Raw genomic sequence first — 14,739 nt, 5'->3', positions numbered from 1 at the left:
AGTATTATATGCCTTTCGGCGAAAATCTGCTTTGTATCAAATGAAGCTTTTATAAACTTACCTTTTAATACTGAGTAGATAATGATCCGTTCTCGTTTAAGATAAGTTAGTCATGTTGTGACTATCAAAACTAGAGGAGAACATCTGTAATGCTTTATGCTTTTGCAAGAGGCTACAATTTATAGCGATGTACTCTTACGTGGTTTTCCTATTAAAAGGAATAAAAAAGGAGCTCCGTTAGGAACTCCTTTTTTAAAATATTATTTACGGATACCAAGCTCCTTAATAATAGCTCTGTAACGTAATACGTCTTTCTTGATTAAGTAATCAAGTAATGAACGACGCTTACCTACTAGCATTACTAGTGAACGCTCTGTAACATAATCTTTACGATTTGTTTTCAGGTGGTTAGATAAGTGTGAGATACGTTGTGTAAAGATTGCGATTTGACCTTCAGCAGATCCTGTATCGTTCTTACCTTTACCGTGCTTTGCAAAAAGCTCTTGTTTTTGTTCTTTTGTTAAATACATTCCAGTATTGTTTTAAATGAAATTCATGTATATGATAGCGATTCTATCAGCGTGCAAAGATACATTATTCTTTGTATTATCAAACTGTTGGAGCTTAATTTGCAGTCAATTCTGTAAATAATAGCTTCTAGCGTTAGTTTTTCAATGAAATTACAAGGTTATGAGTTGTTTGTAAAACACAAAAATCACGTTAAAAGGCATGATTAATACCATTAACGTGATTTTGTTATTTTTGAGTTTGTGAGTTGCTCTTTATAATTAGCTATTTGCTTTAACCAACTCTTTGTTCTTACTTAATGTAATTGCTAGGTTACCTAATAATACACCATAGATAACTTTAGAACTTACATCTGCAATAGTGTATACTAGTTGTCTAGCCATCACGCCATCTTCACTATATAAAAATCCGTCTACTCCAGTAAGGTATGGCATTAAGTAAGCTCCTGGATATAAAGTCCATGATATTAAAAATAAGATCCAGATATTAGAAAGTATTTTTTGTCCTGCAGGAGAAATGCCTTCTTTTCCTTCTTTGATTACTTTTTTCATTACCCATAAAATATGGAAGAAAAAAGCAGATGAAATAGCTCCCCATACTAAAAAGGCAGTCAAGTTACTTACTTCATAAAACTGACCAATGTATCCAGTAATAATCATCATTGCCCCAGAAAACCAGAACTGATTGCGTACAGAGCTAAATTTTGAAGAAGTTAAGCTTACCACAAATAGAATTTGGAATAAAAGCATAGGTACATCGATGAGCCAGTTGAGATAACGATATCCATTATTAAATAAATCTCCACTTGGATCTAGAAAATATCTTCCTACTTCTTCATTATAGGTGAAACTTGATGTCCAGTTTTGCGCCTGCGCATATAAAAGTAAAAATGCCGATACCATCACCACAGCTGATAATATGTTCGACATTTGGAATTTTTTATCTACATTTTTGATGGTAAGTATGAAGTAGAGTAGCCCTGCTAGCATTACTGCATATCCTAATGTGAGAATATGTGATGTAAATTGATAAGCAATCTCAGAGAAGCCTTCTGTCGCGCCTATAAAGTTTTCAAAATTTGCATTTCCTAGTTCTTGTGTCATAGCAATTTTTTATGGTTTTCTTTTTTCCATAAAATTACGACTAACGATTACTTTGTTTAAGTTATTTAATATTTAATTAAACAAAATTAAGAAAACAATAAGAGTGCTAGGTGTATATGCGACTTATAAGGTGCTTTTAGGAGGAGGTGAGTTCTGTAAATAATCCTTCTAGGCTCACGTTTTTTTGATTGAGTTGTAAGATTTTAAGGTCGTTATCATGAGCAAAGTCAAAGACCTTTGCTCTCATATCATCTTGAGTACTAAAGGTGATTTCATAAGTAAATCCTGTAGTGTTTTTTACAGAGGCTACTTTATCTAGCCTGCTTAGCGCTACTTCTTCTACACGGTAATCAAACTCAGCAATGACTATTTGCTGCTGTCCATCGCGTAGCTCCGTCATTTTTTTGTCGGCTACTATAGTTCCTTTATTAATGATAATGACACGATCACAAATGGCTTCTACCTCTTGCATGATGTGCGTACTCATTAATATCGTTTTTTCCTTACCTATATCTTTAATGAGATTTCTAATGTCTAATAGCTGATTTGGATCTAGCCCTGTAGTAGGTTCATCAAGAATCAACACTTCTGGGTCATGTAGCAAAGCAGTAGCAAGACCTACACGCTGCCTGTAACCTTTTGATAGTTGGCTTATTTTTTTGTGTGCCTCAGAGGTTAGTCCTGTGAGGGTGATAACTTCATCTATGCGTTCTTTTGATACCTTATAAACTCCTGCATTAAACGCTAGATATTCTCGCACATACATTTCCACATAAAGCGGATTGTGCTCTGGTAAGTATCCCACAGCGCGACGCACTTCTTGTACATTGCTTTTTGTGTCGTGGTGATGTACTGTGGCTCTTCCAGAAGTAGGGGTGAGGTAGGTGGTGAGTATTTTCATTAATGTACTCTTACCAGCACCGTTAGGACCTAGAAAGCCTACAATCTCACCTTTTTGTAAGGAAAATGAAATGTGATCAAGCGCTTTCTGAGTGCCGTACATTTTTGTGATGTCTGTTACTACAATGGACATAGAGGAGTATTTAATACTGTAAATGTAAGAATTGATAACGGGAGGATACATTTAAAAGTGTGACGATCATCTAAGCTAAAGAGATTTTAAAATAGGAATATGTATCATATTCTCATTTTCACTAGTTTATAGATGTTTGATTGATAATTCCTCAAAATCTATGCTCAATAAAAAATATTTCATAAAAGGTTGTAAATAAATTGGCTCATTAGATATTTTTTCTACTTTAGCAGTCAAATAAGTTAACATGTTATCAAACGTTTATTATTGGAACAATTTTTTCTATTTCTTCTTTTACGGGAAGAGATCAGGATTGATATTGTGCTAATTTAATAACACTCAATATTTCAATAAGTCCTGATAAATTTTTATCAGGGCTTTTTTTTTGCACAATTATGAAAATAGCAATACAAGGCGTACAAGGATCATTTCATCACAAGGTGGCTCAAGAATTTTTTGGGGCAGACGTTGCTGTGGTGGAGTGCATGTCTTTTCCTAGGCTAGTAGACGCACTGGTGGAAGGCGAAGTACAAGATGCTGTGATGGCTATAGAAAATAGTATCGCAGGAGCAATACTCCCTAATTATGCATTACTAGATAAACATGATTTACACATAGAAGGAGAGTTCTACCTTGACATCCAGCATCAGTTAATGGCGCTACCAGGTCAAGGCATAGAGGATATAAAAGAAGTGTGGTCACACCCTATGGCAATCTTACAATGTCGTGAGTTTTTTAGAAACTACCCAGACATAAAACTTGTAGAAGATACAGATACCGCAGGTGTAGCACGTGAGATACAAGAAAAGCAATTACAAGGAATAGCAGCCATAGCCAGTACAGCCGCAGCAAGTATTTACAAATTAGAAATCATAAGAGCGTCCATACAGACCATCAATGAGAATGCAACGCGATTCTTTATTTTAAATAAGGATAAGAAACAAGTAGAAGGTGTTATTGATAAGGCATCTCTAAGATTTTCGGCAGATCATAAGCGTGGTAGTCTAGCGGCAATATTAAATGTGCTGAGTGATTGCAAGATGAATCTCACAAAAATTCAGTCGATGCCTATTATCGAGAAGCCGTGGAAATATGCATTTTTTGTAGATGTCACTTTTGAAAAAATAGAAAGCTTTAATAAGGCAGTACAATTACTAGAGATCATGGCAAATGACTTTAAAGTACTAGGAGCCTACAAAAACAGAAAGCAATGATGCAACCAGCAAATAGGTTACAGGAAACCAAGGAATACTACTTTTCGCGAAAGCTTAAGGAAGTTCGCGCGCTCATTGCAGACGGTCATCCTGTGATTAATATGGGAATAGGAAGCCCAGATATGCCAGCCCCTCCGGCAGCCGTTGCGGCGATGCTCAAAGGATTACATGATAGCGTAGCTCACCAGTACCAGAGTTACACAGGTATTCCTGAGTTGCGAGGAGCTATGGCAGATTTCTATAAAAAACAATATGGAGTAATCGCAAATCCAGACACTGAGATATTGCCACTTATGGGTTCTAAGGAAGGGATTATGCACATCTCGATGGCATTTTTAAATCCTGGTGATAAAGTGCTTTTCCCTAATCCTGGATACCCTAGTTATGCTGCGGTAACAAGACTTGTGGAGGCAGAAGCAATTACATACGATCTTAATGAGGAGAACGGATGGTTGCCAGACTTAAAAGCGCTGGCGGCTCAAGATCTTTCGGGTGTAAAGTTAATGTGGGTAAATTATCCTCATATGCCTACGGGGACTAAGGTGCCAGATGGGTTTTTTGAAGAATTGATCGCTTTCGCGAAAGCGCAACACATACTAGTAATCAACGACAATCCGTATAGTTTTGTACTTAATGACAATCCGCAATCACTGCTGGCAGTTCCAGGAGCGTCTGAAGTAGCCTTAGAACTGAACAGTCTTAGTAAGACTTTTAACATGTCTGGATGGCGTGTAGGAATGGTACTAGGAAGTGCCGAAAACATAGGACATGTATTGCGTGTAAAATCTAACATGGATAGCGGTATGTTTTATGGCATACAGAAAGGAGCTGTAGCAGCCTTAGGCTTAGGAGATGACTGGTTTGAGCATATCAATACCATTTATGGACGCCGCCGTAAACTAGTTTATGAGCTTGCCGAAAGGTTAGGTTGTACATACGACAGAGATGCTGTAGGATTATTTGTCTGGGCAAAACTGCCAGAAGGAATCGATGCCGAGGCCTTTATAGATAACATCTTACTGGAGAAATTCATTTTTATCACACCAGGAACCATTTTTGGAACGATGGGTAAAGGATACATCAGGTTTAGCCTTTGTGTAAAAGAAGAAGAAATTAAAGAAGCAATACGTAGATTTTAAGATAATTAATAGCTGGATATGAGGTGTTTTTATCAGTAAGACACTGGATTTGAGCAATTAGAGAGTAATATTTAGATAATGAAAGACATTTACATCATAGGGTTGGGGCTTATAGGAGGATCATTTGCGCGAGATTTGCGCGAGCAAGAACCTGCAGCAACTATTTATGGTATAGATGCAAGTGAAGCTCACGTAGCTGAGGCGTTATCATTAGGTTTTGTAGATAAAAGCGCCGTACTAGAAGATATTAAAACAGCAGACCTTGTAGTGCTAGCAATCCCAGTAGATGTTGCTATTCATGTACTGCCAGACGTTCTTAATCATATAGGAGAAGATACGATTGTGGTAGATATGGGTTCTACTAAGCAAGCCATTTGTGAAGTAGTGGCATCACACCCTAGACGTCGCAATTTTCTTGCATGTCATCCTATTGCAGGAACAGAATTTTCTGGGCCTAGTGCAGCGATTACAGGCTTATATAATGGGAAGACTAATATTATATGCGAGGTAGAGAAAACAGCTTTTAAGCTGCAAGAAAAAGTGCTCGACCTCTTTAAAAATATGGGGATGCGCATACGTTACATGGATCCTGTGTCTCATGATAAACATATTGCATACGTGAGTCACCTCTCACACATAAGCGCGTTTATGCTAGGTAAGACGGTGATACAAAAAGAGAAAAATGAGCGTGATATTTTTGACATGGCGGGCAGCGGGTTTGCATCTACCGTACGTTTGGCAAAAAGTAATCCAGTAACATGGACCTCAATTTTTAAACAGAATAAAGAGAATGTCTTAGAGACGTTAACTGAATATATTGCAAATCTCAGCGATTTTAAAATGCTTTTAGAAAATGACGATTTTCAAGGAGTACATGATGAGATGGAAAACACGAACCACATTAAGGAAATATTAAACGGAATTAAATAGTTTTGCGCTTTCGCGAAAGCGTAAATATCAAAAGCCCGAAGCGGCACAAATTAAATGTTATGGAAAATAAGAAAGAACTTAGAAATTGGTTAGACGCTTTTGGCCTTGATCACCCTCTTGTAATTGCAGGACCTTGTAGTGCAGAGACGGAAGCGCAGGTGCTTAAAATTGCTCACCAACTTAAAGACACAGATGCTACAGTACTACGTGCAGGGATCTGGAAGCCTAGAACGCGTCCAGGAAACTTTGAAGGAGTAGGGGCACTTGGACTTAAATGGTTACAAAAAGCCAAAGAAGAAACAGGAATGCTTACGACTACAGAGGTTGCAAATGCAAATCACGTAGATCTAGCTCTTGAGGCAGATATTGATATCTTATGGATAGGTGCTCGTACAACAGTATCTCCATTTATCGTTCAAGAAATTGCAGAAGCTCTTAAAGGAACAGAAAAAACGGTACTTATTAAAAACCCAGTAAACCCAGATCTAGCCCTATGGTTAGGAGCGGTAGAGCGTTTTTATACTCAGGATATTAAAAACTTAGGAGTAATACACAGAGGTTTCTCTACGTATGAAAAGACACGTTACAGAAATAATCCAGAATGGCAGATAGCGATTGATCTTCAAAATAAATTTCCAGATCTTCCTTTAATTCTTGATCCATCACACATTGCTGGACGTCGTGATATTATTCATGATTTATGTCAGACAGGATTAGATCTTAACTATGATGGTATTATGGTAGAAACACACTATGATCCAGATAATGCATGGAGTGATGCTGCACAGCAAATCACACCAGCAGCTTTAGTACAGATGATGGTTGATCTTAAAATAAGAAAAGAAGTAGGTACAGAGCTTGAGTATACAAACAAGCTTAATACACTACGCACGCAGATTGATGTAATAGATCACCAGCTTATTGAAAGCTTAGGAAAGCGCATGAAAATCTCTGATGGTATTGGAGAGCTTAAAGCAGATAATAATGTTTCTATCTTACAAACTAAGCGTTGGAATGAAATTCTAGGTAAGATGATTCTAGAAGGAGAGCAAAACAATCTTAGTGAAGAGTTTATACTACGTGTGTTTAAAGCAGTACACCAAGAGTCTATAAACCACCAGAAAAAGGTGGCGAGGTCGTAAGATTTTAGATAGCTACTTATAAAAAAAAGGCTCAACATGATGTTGAGCCTTTTTTAGTTATTTGAAGTTGCGTTGTTTAATTTATTTTCAATATTCCTAGTTTAGTTTCAGATTTATTTGAACCATAAATAATAGATTCATCCTCGTTGAGAGGGTAAACAACTCCAGGTCGCACTACGATTTGTTTTTTCTCAAAATCTTCAGGATCAATACGTGTCATTTTTCCTGTAGCATCATCAAGTTCGAAAACTACTGGAATCATTTTATTGATGTTTTTTACCTTCTTAACATCATCCATACTAGTTATTCCAATGTTCTTAGGGTCATCATTAATTATCACAGTTAATTTATTGTCTTTATAAAATGGCATAGAGCTTAAATATTCTGGGCCATCACCTAAAGAAGTTACAGGAAACATTAAACCTGCAGATATAGATACAGACCCATTGTTACCTCCAATTAATAATCCCACAGAAATAACACTTATTGCTGCTTTTTGCTCCTTAGGTATTACATTACTCCAAGCGAGCGTTCCGTCTGCATTAAGTGCTGTAACAATAATCTCATTAGTGTCATATATAATTGGTGTGGCAGATACTCCAACTCCTGCAATAGCAAGCCCAGAAGACCTTCCTACTGTTTTGAAAAAATATTCAGATAATATAATTACACCTCCATTCTCTCTCTCTATTAAATCAGTGTTTTTGTAAAAAGGGTTAAGGTTTTTACCTTTTTTAGCTCTTCTTTCTCCTATTAATTTAGTTTTGGTTTCAACACTGAAATCATTAAAAACTTTTTTATCAATAGAATTATCTGCAGTGTTTACAGCAATATCAAAAATTCCTTCAATTTTATATTCTGATCTTCCAGACTTTTTTAGTTTTGAGTAAAATCCAACTAATTGAAGTTTGTTTTCTGTGTATATTAAATCACAGTTTACTACTCGCTTACCGTCTAATGGGATTTTAGTTTCTGTGAGTTCGTAATTGTTATTTCTATAGTAGGTCTGTAGTGTTATATTGTTTTTTGTAGTTTTTGCCTTCTTGTCCCTGTAGCTTTCGGTGTACACAATGAAAGCATCACCATTTTCATTTACACCAAAGTCGGCAAAATCAAAAAACAAGTCTTTTCTATCTTTAAAACTTACTGTATGACTGTCTTCCTTAACAATACTCATATCTGCATCTAATAAGGAGAATTCATATTCTAATAGCTCCTTTCTGTCGTTGATATAAACGTGAGTAACCATATAGTTTATTTCATCATATGACATTTCAAATAGGAAAACTCCTTTTTTTGATCTGCTATCAACCTCTGCAGATAATATCACATTTGGAGCGCCTAGCTCAAGCCCATTGAGAATCTCTAATGCAGCAAAATTATACGTTTTGTCATCTTTGCTATAATAAGATGCCATCACATATGCCTTATCTTCTATAACGACAACATCTTCTACGTAAGCCTTGTTATCACCTATTTTATCAAGTTTTAAAAGTGTACTTCCTACATTTGCTTTGCTATTAATATCAAATGTTTGGAGGTAGTATTTTTTTCCTTTTTTTGAAAGTGTATATATCAAGTCGGCTTTTACGCCAGCAATATTTATAATTTTACCATCAGTTTCAGAAATGTTATCGCCAAAATCTAATTGTACGTTTCCTACACTCAATTGAGCAAATAAGCTAGTGCTAAGTAAAAGAAGTAGAATGCTTAATGATTTTTTCATTTAATTTTTAATTTGATTGATTAGGCGGCTAAAATATTAAAATCTTGCTGTAAATTCCTACAATTCTTAAAATTATGGCAAGTAGTTTTTCTAATATTTCTAGTGAGTAACTAAAAAGAAGGTATTTTTGTACCTGACACAAACGTATGACAGGAACTGTTTATAAATCTACTGGAAGTTGGTACACCGTAAAAGCGGATGACGGCCAGTGGTTTGAATGTAGAATAAAAGGAAAATTCCGTATTCAAGGAATTAAGAGTACAAACCCAGTTTCGGTAGGTGATGTTGTAGACTTTGATCTTGACACCAAAAGTGATGTAGAGACAGGAGTAATTACAAAAATACACGACAGAGATAACTACATTGTGCGTAAGTCTGTAAACCTTTCTAAACAAACGCACATCATTGCTAGTAACGTAGACACAGTGTTCTTATTAGTAACGCTTAACAATCCGCCTACTTTTACGGCTTTTATAGATCGTTTCCTAGTAACTGCAGAGGCCTATCATATTAAAGCTGTATTGCTTTTTAATAAGATTGACACTTATAATGAAGAGGAGATTATGGAGATAAAATATCTTGCGGCAATGTATCGTGAGATAGGGTATGAGTGTGTAGGTATTTCGGCAATTATAGGTAAAAATATCGATACTGTAAAGGAGATGATGATGGGTAAGACGTGTATGTTTACAGGTCATTCTGGAGTAGGAAAATCTACGCTGGTAAATGCTATCGAACCTACCTTAGATCTCAAAACAAAGCAAATTAGCGTACAGCACAGTCAAGGGCAGCACACGACTACTTTTGCAGAGATGTTTGATTTACATTTTGACGCACGAATTATAGATACTCCTGGAATTAAAGGTTTTGGAATTGTAGATATGGAACGTGAAGAAATAGGAGACTACTTTCCTGAGTTCTTTGCTTTAAAAAGTGAGTGTAAATTCAATAACTGTTTACACCTTGAAGAGCCTAAATGTGCTGTAAAAGAAGCGCTAGATAATGATGAGCTCCACTGGTCGCGTTATAAAAGTTATACACAGATGTTAGAAGGAGATGACGAGCAGCATTACAGAAAAGATCACTACCCAGAAGAGCAATAATAATGAAGGCAGTAATTCAGCGAGTAACAGAAGCTTCTGTCACTATAAATGGAGTTGTAAAATCTGAGATTAACCAAGGGTTACTTGTATTGCTGGGTGTTACTCATGATGACACGAAAGAAGATATTGAGTGGCTTACAAATAAAATAGTTGGCTTACGAATTTTTAGTGATAATGATGGCGCAATGAATCTTTCTGTGGGTGATGTAGATGGAGATATTTTGGTGATTAGTCAGTTTACATTATATGCAAGTACCAAGAAGGGTAATCGTCCTTCATTTTTAGAAGCAGCACGACCAGACAAAGCCATCACGATGTATGAGGAGTTTGTGAGTACGCTTTCGCGAAAGCGCAACAAACCCACCTATACAGGAGAATTTGGTGCAGATATGAAGGTTCAATTACTTAATGATGGGCCTGTTACGATTGTGATTGATACAAAAAACCGTATTTAATTCTTGTAGGATAATTCTTTAAGTCCTATTTTGGCGCATAATTCATCAATCATCAATCAATTAATGCGTTTTATTTACTTTCTTGCCTTCTTGGGCTTTACCTCTGTGATGTATAGCCAAGATTTAATCTACCCTATAGCTGATATTCCTGAGAAGCTCAAAGACAATACAGATGCTGTTGTAAGGCTTCAGGAGACTTTAATTGAAATCCCAGACCATAAAACTCTTTATAGAGAAGAAACGAGAGTAGTTACCGTACTTAGTTCAAAAGGTTTAAGACATATAAATGCTGTCGAATTTTATGATGACAACACTAAGATCTTAAGCCTACAGGCAATTATACTTGACGCTTTTGGGAATGAAGTTGAAAAAGTAAAAAAAGGAGACTTTAGAGATGTTAGCGCAGTAGATGGTTTTAGCCTTTATTCAAGTTCTAGAGTCAGATATCTGGACTTTACGCCTACTACTGGTTTTCCTTTTACAGTAATTTTTACATCTAAAGTAAAAACAGTCAACACAGCTTTTATTCCGTCCTTTAATTTGTATGATAATTTTCGAACAAGTGTTGAGAAAACATTTTACAAAATTAATGCAGCTCCTGATCTTGGTCTTCGTCATAAAATTATTGATAGTAACAATGATTTAGAGGTGGTAAGTCAAGATGGCGCTCTAACTATAAAAGCTAGCAATATACCTAGCGTGTTAAAGGAGCCTTATGGACTTCCTATACATGAAGTAGTGCCACGTGTTTTATTTTCTCTAGAGAAGTTTCATCTTTCTGGAGTGGATGGTAATGCTAATAATTGGAAGGAATTTGGTAATTGGATGAATACTAGTCTACTTGAAGGAATGACTGCGCTAGATGCTAATACTATAGCCGAAGTAAAAACCTTAGTGTCTGAAGTAAAAACCGATGAAGAAAAAGCAAGAATTATTTATGATTATGTACAGCGCAAAACACGCTACATAAGTGTGCAGATAGGTATAGGAGGTTGGAAGCCTTCTCCTGCTCAAGAAGTGCATGATTTAGGTTATGGCGATTGTAAAGGTCTGGTTAATTATACAAAAGCTTTATTGGAAGCCGTTGGTGTGCCCTCATTTTATACCGTGGTGTTTGCTGGAGACGAGAAGAGAAGTCTAGAAAAAGATTTTACTTCATTACAGGGTAGTCATGTAATACTAGCAATACCTAAAGATGATGATTATACTTGGTTGGAATGTACGAGTCAGACAATACCCTTTGGTTTTTTAGGAGATTTCACAGACGATAGAGATGTACTTGTTATTAAACCGGAGGGCGGATTTATAGTCCACACTCCTAAATATATTAATGATAATAATCTTCAGGAAATTGATGGTATTTATACAATTGATGTGGACGGGAAACTTTCAGGTAATGCACGTATCTCATCTTATGGAACTCAATATGACAGTAGATTTGGGTTGATTGAGTTAGAGGAAAAAAAGCAAAAAAGGTATTACTATAATTTCTTTAATAGTATCAATAACTTGAAAATTGATACTATCAGTTATATCAACGATAGGGATAAGGTGAACTTACAAGAAAAGCTAGTTTTTACATCAAAGAATTATGCCTCCAAGGTAGGTGACGATTTTACATTAACTCTTAATGCCTTTAATAGAATAGGGCGTATGCCTAAAAAAGAGATAGCACGCACAGGCTCCTTTAGAATTGATAGAGGTTATAAGGATGTGGATGTTGTAACAATTAATACTCCAAAAGAGTTTAAAATCAAATACTTACCAGAGTCTATAGTCTTGAGCTCAGACTTTGGGGAGTATTTGCTAAATGTCGAATTGATTAATGATACCAGCTTATCATACAGGCGTGTATTAAATATAAATAGCGGAACTTTTTCTAAAGAAGACTATAAGGCATACAAACAGTTTTTACAGAGTGTTGCGAAATACGATAACTCAAAAATTTTACTTGAAAAAAAATAATTACCAATATGAATAAATTATTACTCCTTTTTTTTATCGCAAGTTTTTCTACAGCCACTTGCTTAGCGCAAAATTATAAATTTGGAAAAGTCTCAAAAGCAGAGCTGTTACAGGATGTGCACCCTAATGAGCCAGAGGCCAATGCCGCAATTTTATATAGGTCTTTTGATACAAAATTCACATATTCTAAAGATGAAGGATTTACTGCCTCTACTGAGTTTCATGACAGGATAAAAATTTATAATGATAATGGTAATGAATGGGCTACTGTTAATATTTACTTATATAATAGTAAAGGTGGGAATAGCGAAAAACTAAATGGATTGAAAGCTTACACTTACAATTTTGATGGAAAAATTGAGGAGATTAAATTAGAAAAGAAGAATATTTATGAAGAGGAGGTAAATGAATGGTATACTAAAATATCATTTACAATGCCCAATATTAAAACTGGATCAGTCATAGAGTATAAATACAGTATTCGATCTCCATTTTTGACTACGTTTGATAAGTATTATTTTCAAGAAGGAATTCCGGTAGATATGCTTGACATGCGCTTTGCAACACCAGAGTATCTTAGCTACAAAACACACCGTAATGGGTGGATACCATTTACAGTTAATAATAGTTCACGTGAAAAATCTATAAGCATAAATTATAAAGAGAGTTCTGATTCATTTTATGTCAGAAATTCAAAAACTAAGACTAACACTATTAGATTTCGAGAAGATGTATCGGAAGTAGTTTTAAAGAATGTTCAGTCTCTAAAAAAGGAGCCTTATTCAGGTAATTTAAATAATTACCGTACTACCTTACAATTCGAGTTAGAAATGACTCGTTTCCCTAATGATGCACCTGAGTCCTTTGCAACTAGTTGGGATGAGGTTGCTAGTGATATATACAAATCTTCAGGTTTTGGATCACAACTTAATAGGCAAGGTTTTTTTAAGGATGAAGTTGATCTGTTAATTAATGGGGTGTCAGAAAAAGAAAAGGTGGTAAAAATTTATGATTACATCCGAAATAAGATTACATGGAATGGTAATTATGGGATTTTTGTAGAGAATGGTACAGCTAGTACATTCAAAAACAAATCTGGAAACATGGCAGATATTAATCTGTTACTAGTGTCAATGTTAAAGTATGCGGGTATTAAAGCAGACCCTATTTTATTAGGAACAAAATCTCATGGAATTTATCTTTTTCCTACGAGAACTGGATTTAATGCTGTTATAGCTGGAGTAGAGATTGATGGTAAATTAATGTTACTTGATGCGTCTGATAAATTAGCAAGTCCTAATAGTTTAAAAAGCGAGTTGCTCAACTGGTTAGGAGGTCGACTTATGTCTGAGGATGGAACTTCTAAAGCGGTAAGCTTGAAAAATGCCCAAGCGATCCATGATGCAATTATTACTGTAGATTTTGATGAAGATGGAATTGCGACAGCGTCAGCTAGAAATAGATATTCAAGTAATTATGCGCATGTCATGCGGAGCAAACTTTACGGTAAGAAAGGAGCGGAGCTTAATGAAGCCGTGTCTAACTCTTTTAATAATAATGAAGTCAATGAAGTAGAAGTTTCTAATTTAAACAACGTTCATAAGCCATTAAGCCTGTCTTTTGATACAGATGTTACAAGGTATTTTGAAACTATAGGCGATAAGATATACTTTAACCCTATGGTTGTATATGGTCTTGAAGAGAATTTCTTTAAGGAAGAAGATCGTAAGCTGCCTATTGATTTTAATTACTCTTATTTAGATAGAATCAATATTAAGATTAATATTCCATCAGGATATGTGGTTGAGAACCTGCCAGAGCCTATAGCTGTATCTATGATAGATGATATAGCATCTTATAAATATAAAATCTCAAACTCTCCTACTGGTTTGTCAATTGTAATACAGCGCAATGTTAAAACTCCTTTAGTAGCTGTAGATTATTATAAATCTTTAAAAGGTTTTTTTGAGATGATTATTAAGAAAGAAAATGAGAAAGTTGTCTTAAAGAAAGCCTAGTGAATGCATATTTTTAAATAGATTGCACTATGTACTCATAAATTTAATTAAATGAACATTTCAGACTCACAACAAGCAGTAGACGATTGGATAAAAGCTCACGGAGTGCGCTATTTTAATGAACTTACTAATATGGCTCAGCTTACTGAAGAGGTAGGAGAGGTGGCGCGCATTATCGCACGTCGCTATGGGGAGCAGAGTGAGAAAGAAAGCGATAAAGGTAAAGATCTAGGTGAGGAACTTGCAGATGTCATGTTTGTAGTATTATGCCTGGCAAATCAGACTGGAGTTAATCTTCAGGAAGCCTTTGATAAAAAGCTTGATATAAAGACTAAGCGTGATCACGATCGTCATCACAATAATGAGAAATTGAAATAATAGCC

Annotated in this window: 13 protein-coding genes; 9 read left to right on the top strand and 4 right to left on the bottom strand. The window is 35.6% G+C overall.

The genetic code is table 11. From position 1 onward, the window contains the following. Window positions 1–260: 260 nt before the first annotated feature. From rpsO to gldA, 3 genes are all read right to left on the bottom strand, one after another. Window positions 261–530, bottom strand: coding sequence for a 30S ribosomal protein S15 (rpsO, locus tag ACJJVU_RS14135; protein WP_298326707.1), 270 nt, complete (start codon window positions 528–530; stop codon window positions 261–263). Window positions 531–788: 258 nt separating this feature from the next. Next, window positions 789–1,631 carry a bacteriorhodopsin gene (locus ACJJVU_RS14130; RefSeq protein WP_298326704.1) on the bottom strand — a complete coding sequence of 281 codons (843 nt, stop codon included), beginning with the start codon at window positions 1,629–1,631 and terminating at the stop codon, window positions 789–791. 136 nt (window positions 1,632–1,767) lie between these two features. Next, window positions 1,768–2,664, bottom strand: a complete 897-nt coding sequence (gene gldA / locus ACJJVU_RS14125; RefSeq protein ID WP_405226686.1) for a gliding motility-associated ABC transporter ATP-binding subunit GldA — start codon at window positions 2,662–2,664, stop codon at window positions 1,768–1,770. Between the two features lie 395 nt (window positions 2,665–3,059). On the opposite strand from gldA, the gene ACJJVU_RS14120 reads away from it, so the two are divergent. From ACJJVU_RS14120 to ACJJVU_RS14105, 4 genes are all read left to right on the top strand, one after another. Then, window positions 3,060–3,878 carry a prephenate dehydratase gene (locus ACJJVU_RS14120; protein WP_405226683.1) on the top strand — a complete coding sequence of 273 codons (819 nt, stop codon included), beginning with the start codon at window positions 3,060–3,062 and terminating at the stop codon, window positions 3,876–3,878. Further along, on the top strand, window positions 3,875–5,017 hold the full coding sequence (locus ACJJVU_RS14115) for a pyridoxal phosphate-dependent aminotransferase (protein WP_405226680.1): 1,143 nt from the start codon (window positions 3,875–3,877) through the stop codon (window positions 5,015–5,017). Before ACJJVU_RS14120 ends, ACJJVU_RS14115 begins: the two co-directional genes overlap by 4 nt. Window positions 5,018–5,095: 78 nt before the next feature. After that, complete coding sequence (locus ACJJVU_RS14110) at window positions 5,096–5,947, top strand: prephenate dehydrogenase (protein ID WP_405226677.1); 852 nt, start codon at window positions 5,096–5,098, stop codon at window positions 5,945–5,947. A 59-nt stretch (window positions 5,948–6,006) separates the two neighbouring features. Continuing rightward, window positions 6,007–7,089, top strand: coding sequence for a bifunctional 3-deoxy-7-phosphoheptulonate synthase/chorismate mutase type II (locus ACJJVU_RS14105; protein ID WP_298326689.1), 1,083 nt, complete (start codon window positions 6,007–6,009; stop codon window positions 7,087–7,089). A gap of 76 nt (window positions 7,090–7,165) precedes the next feature. Here ACJJVU_RS14105 and ACJJVU_RS14100 read toward each other — a convergent pair whose 3' ends face one another. Beyond that, complete coding sequence (locus tag ACJJVU_RS14100) at window positions 7,166–8,815, bottom strand: hypothetical protein (protein WP_405226674.1); 1,650 nt, start codon at window positions 8,813–8,815, stop codon at window positions 7,166–7,168. Between the two features lie 146 nt (window positions 8,816–8,961). Here ACJJVU_RS14100 and rsgA point away from each other — a divergent pair, with 146 nt between their 5' ends. From rsgA to ACJJVU_RS14075, 5 genes are all read left to right on the top strand, one after another. Continuing rightward, window positions 8,962–9,918 carry a ribosome small subunit-dependent GTPase A gene (gene rsgA, locus ACJJVU_RS14095; protein WP_405226671.1) on the top strand — a complete coding sequence of 319 codons (957 nt, stop codon included), beginning with the start codon at window positions 8,962–8,964 and terminating at the stop codon, window positions 9,916–9,918. Between the two features lie 2 nt (window positions 9,919–9,920). After that, window positions 9,921–10,373, top strand: coding sequence for a D-aminoacyl-tRNA deacylase (dtd, locus tag ACJJVU_RS14090; protein ID WP_405226668.1), 453 nt, complete (start codon window positions 9,921–9,923; stop codon window positions 10,371–10,373). Window positions 10,374–10,436: 63 nt separating this feature from the next. Continuing rightward, window positions 10,437–12,338: a DUF3857 domain-containing protein gene (locus ACJJVU_RS14085; RefSeq protein ID WP_405226665.1), complete on the top strand. Its 1,902-nt coding sequence runs from the start codon at window positions 10,437–10,439 to the stop codon at window positions 12,336–12,338. An 8-nt stretch (window positions 12,339–12,346) separates the two neighbouring features. Then, on the top strand, window positions 12,347–14,356 hold the full coding sequence (locus ACJJVU_RS14080) for a DUF3857 and transglutaminase domain-containing protein (protein WP_405226663.1): 2,010 nt from the start codon (window positions 12,347–12,349) through the stop codon (window positions 14,354–14,356). 51 nt (window positions 14,357–14,407) lie between these two features. Further along, on the top strand, window positions 14,408–14,734 hold the full coding sequence (locus ACJJVU_RS14075) for a nucleotide pyrophosphohydrolase (protein ID WP_013749990.1): 327 nt from the start codon (window positions 14,408–14,410) through the stop codon (window positions 14,732–14,734). Window positions 14,735–14,739 lie beyond the last annotated feature (5 nt).

Origin of the sequence: Dokdonia sp. Asnod1-B02 (assembly GCF_045063955.1) — a bacterium.
Taxonomy (GTDB): Bacteria; Bacteroidota; Bacteroidia; order Flavobacteriales; family Flavobacteriaceae; genus Dokdonia.
This window is presented reverse-complemented; position numbering and strand designations above follow the sequence as displayed.

Excerpts from the sequence above, each read along its gene's own strand:
- ACJJVU_RS14100 (WP_405226674.1), bottom strand. The coding sequence starts at position 8,815 with ATGAAAAAATCATTAAGCATTCTACTTCTTTTACTTAGCACTAGCTTA.
- rsgA (WP_405226671.1), top strand. The coding sequence starts at position 8,962 with ATGACAGGAACTGTTTATAAATCTACTGGAAGTTGGTACACCGTAAAA.
- ACJJVU_RS14110 (WP_405226677.1), top strand. The coding sequence starts at position 5,096 with ATGAAAGACATTTACATCATAGGGTTGGGGCTTATAGGAGGATCATTT.
- ACJJVU_RS14085 (WP_405226665.1), top strand. The coding sequence starts at position 10,437 with ATGCGTTTTATTTACTTTCTTGCCTTCTTGGGCTTTACCTCTGTGATG.
- ACJJVU_RS14120 (WP_405226683.1), top strand. The coding sequence starts at position 3,060 with ATGAAAATAGCAATACAAGGCGTACAAGGATCATTTCATCACAAGGTG.
- gldA (WP_405226686.1), bottom strand. The coding sequence starts at position 2,664 with ATGTCCATTGTAGTAACAGACATCACAAAAATGTACGGCACTCAGAAA.
- ACJJVU_RS14080 (WP_405226663.1), top strand. The coding sequence starts at position 12,347 with ATGAATAAATTATTACTCCTTTTTTTTATCGCAAGTTTTTCTACAGCC.
- ACJJVU_RS14115 (WP_405226680.1), top strand. The coding sequence starts at position 3,875 with ATGATGCAACCAGCAAATAGGTTACAGGAAACCAAGGAATACTACTTT.
- rpsO (WP_298326707.1), bottom strand. The coding sequence starts at position 530 with ATGTATTTAACAAAAGAACAAAAACAAGAGCTTTTTGCAAAGCACGGT.
- dtd (WP_405226668.1), top strand. The coding sequence starts at position 9,921 with ATGAAGGCAGTAATTCAGCGAGTAACAGAAGCTTCTGTCACTATAAAT.
- ACJJVU_RS14130 (WP_298326704.1), bottom strand. The coding sequence starts at position 1,631 with ATGACACAAGAACTAGGAAATGCAAATTTTGAAAACTTTATAGGCGCG.
- ACJJVU_RS14105 (WP_298326689.1), top strand. The coding sequence starts at position 6,007 with ATGGAAAATAAGAAAGAACTTAGAAATTGGTTAGACGCTTTTGGCCTT.
- ACJJVU_RS14075 (WP_013749990.1), top strand. The coding sequence starts at position 14,408 with ATGAACATTTCAGACTCACAACAAGCAGTAGACGATTGGATAAAAGCT.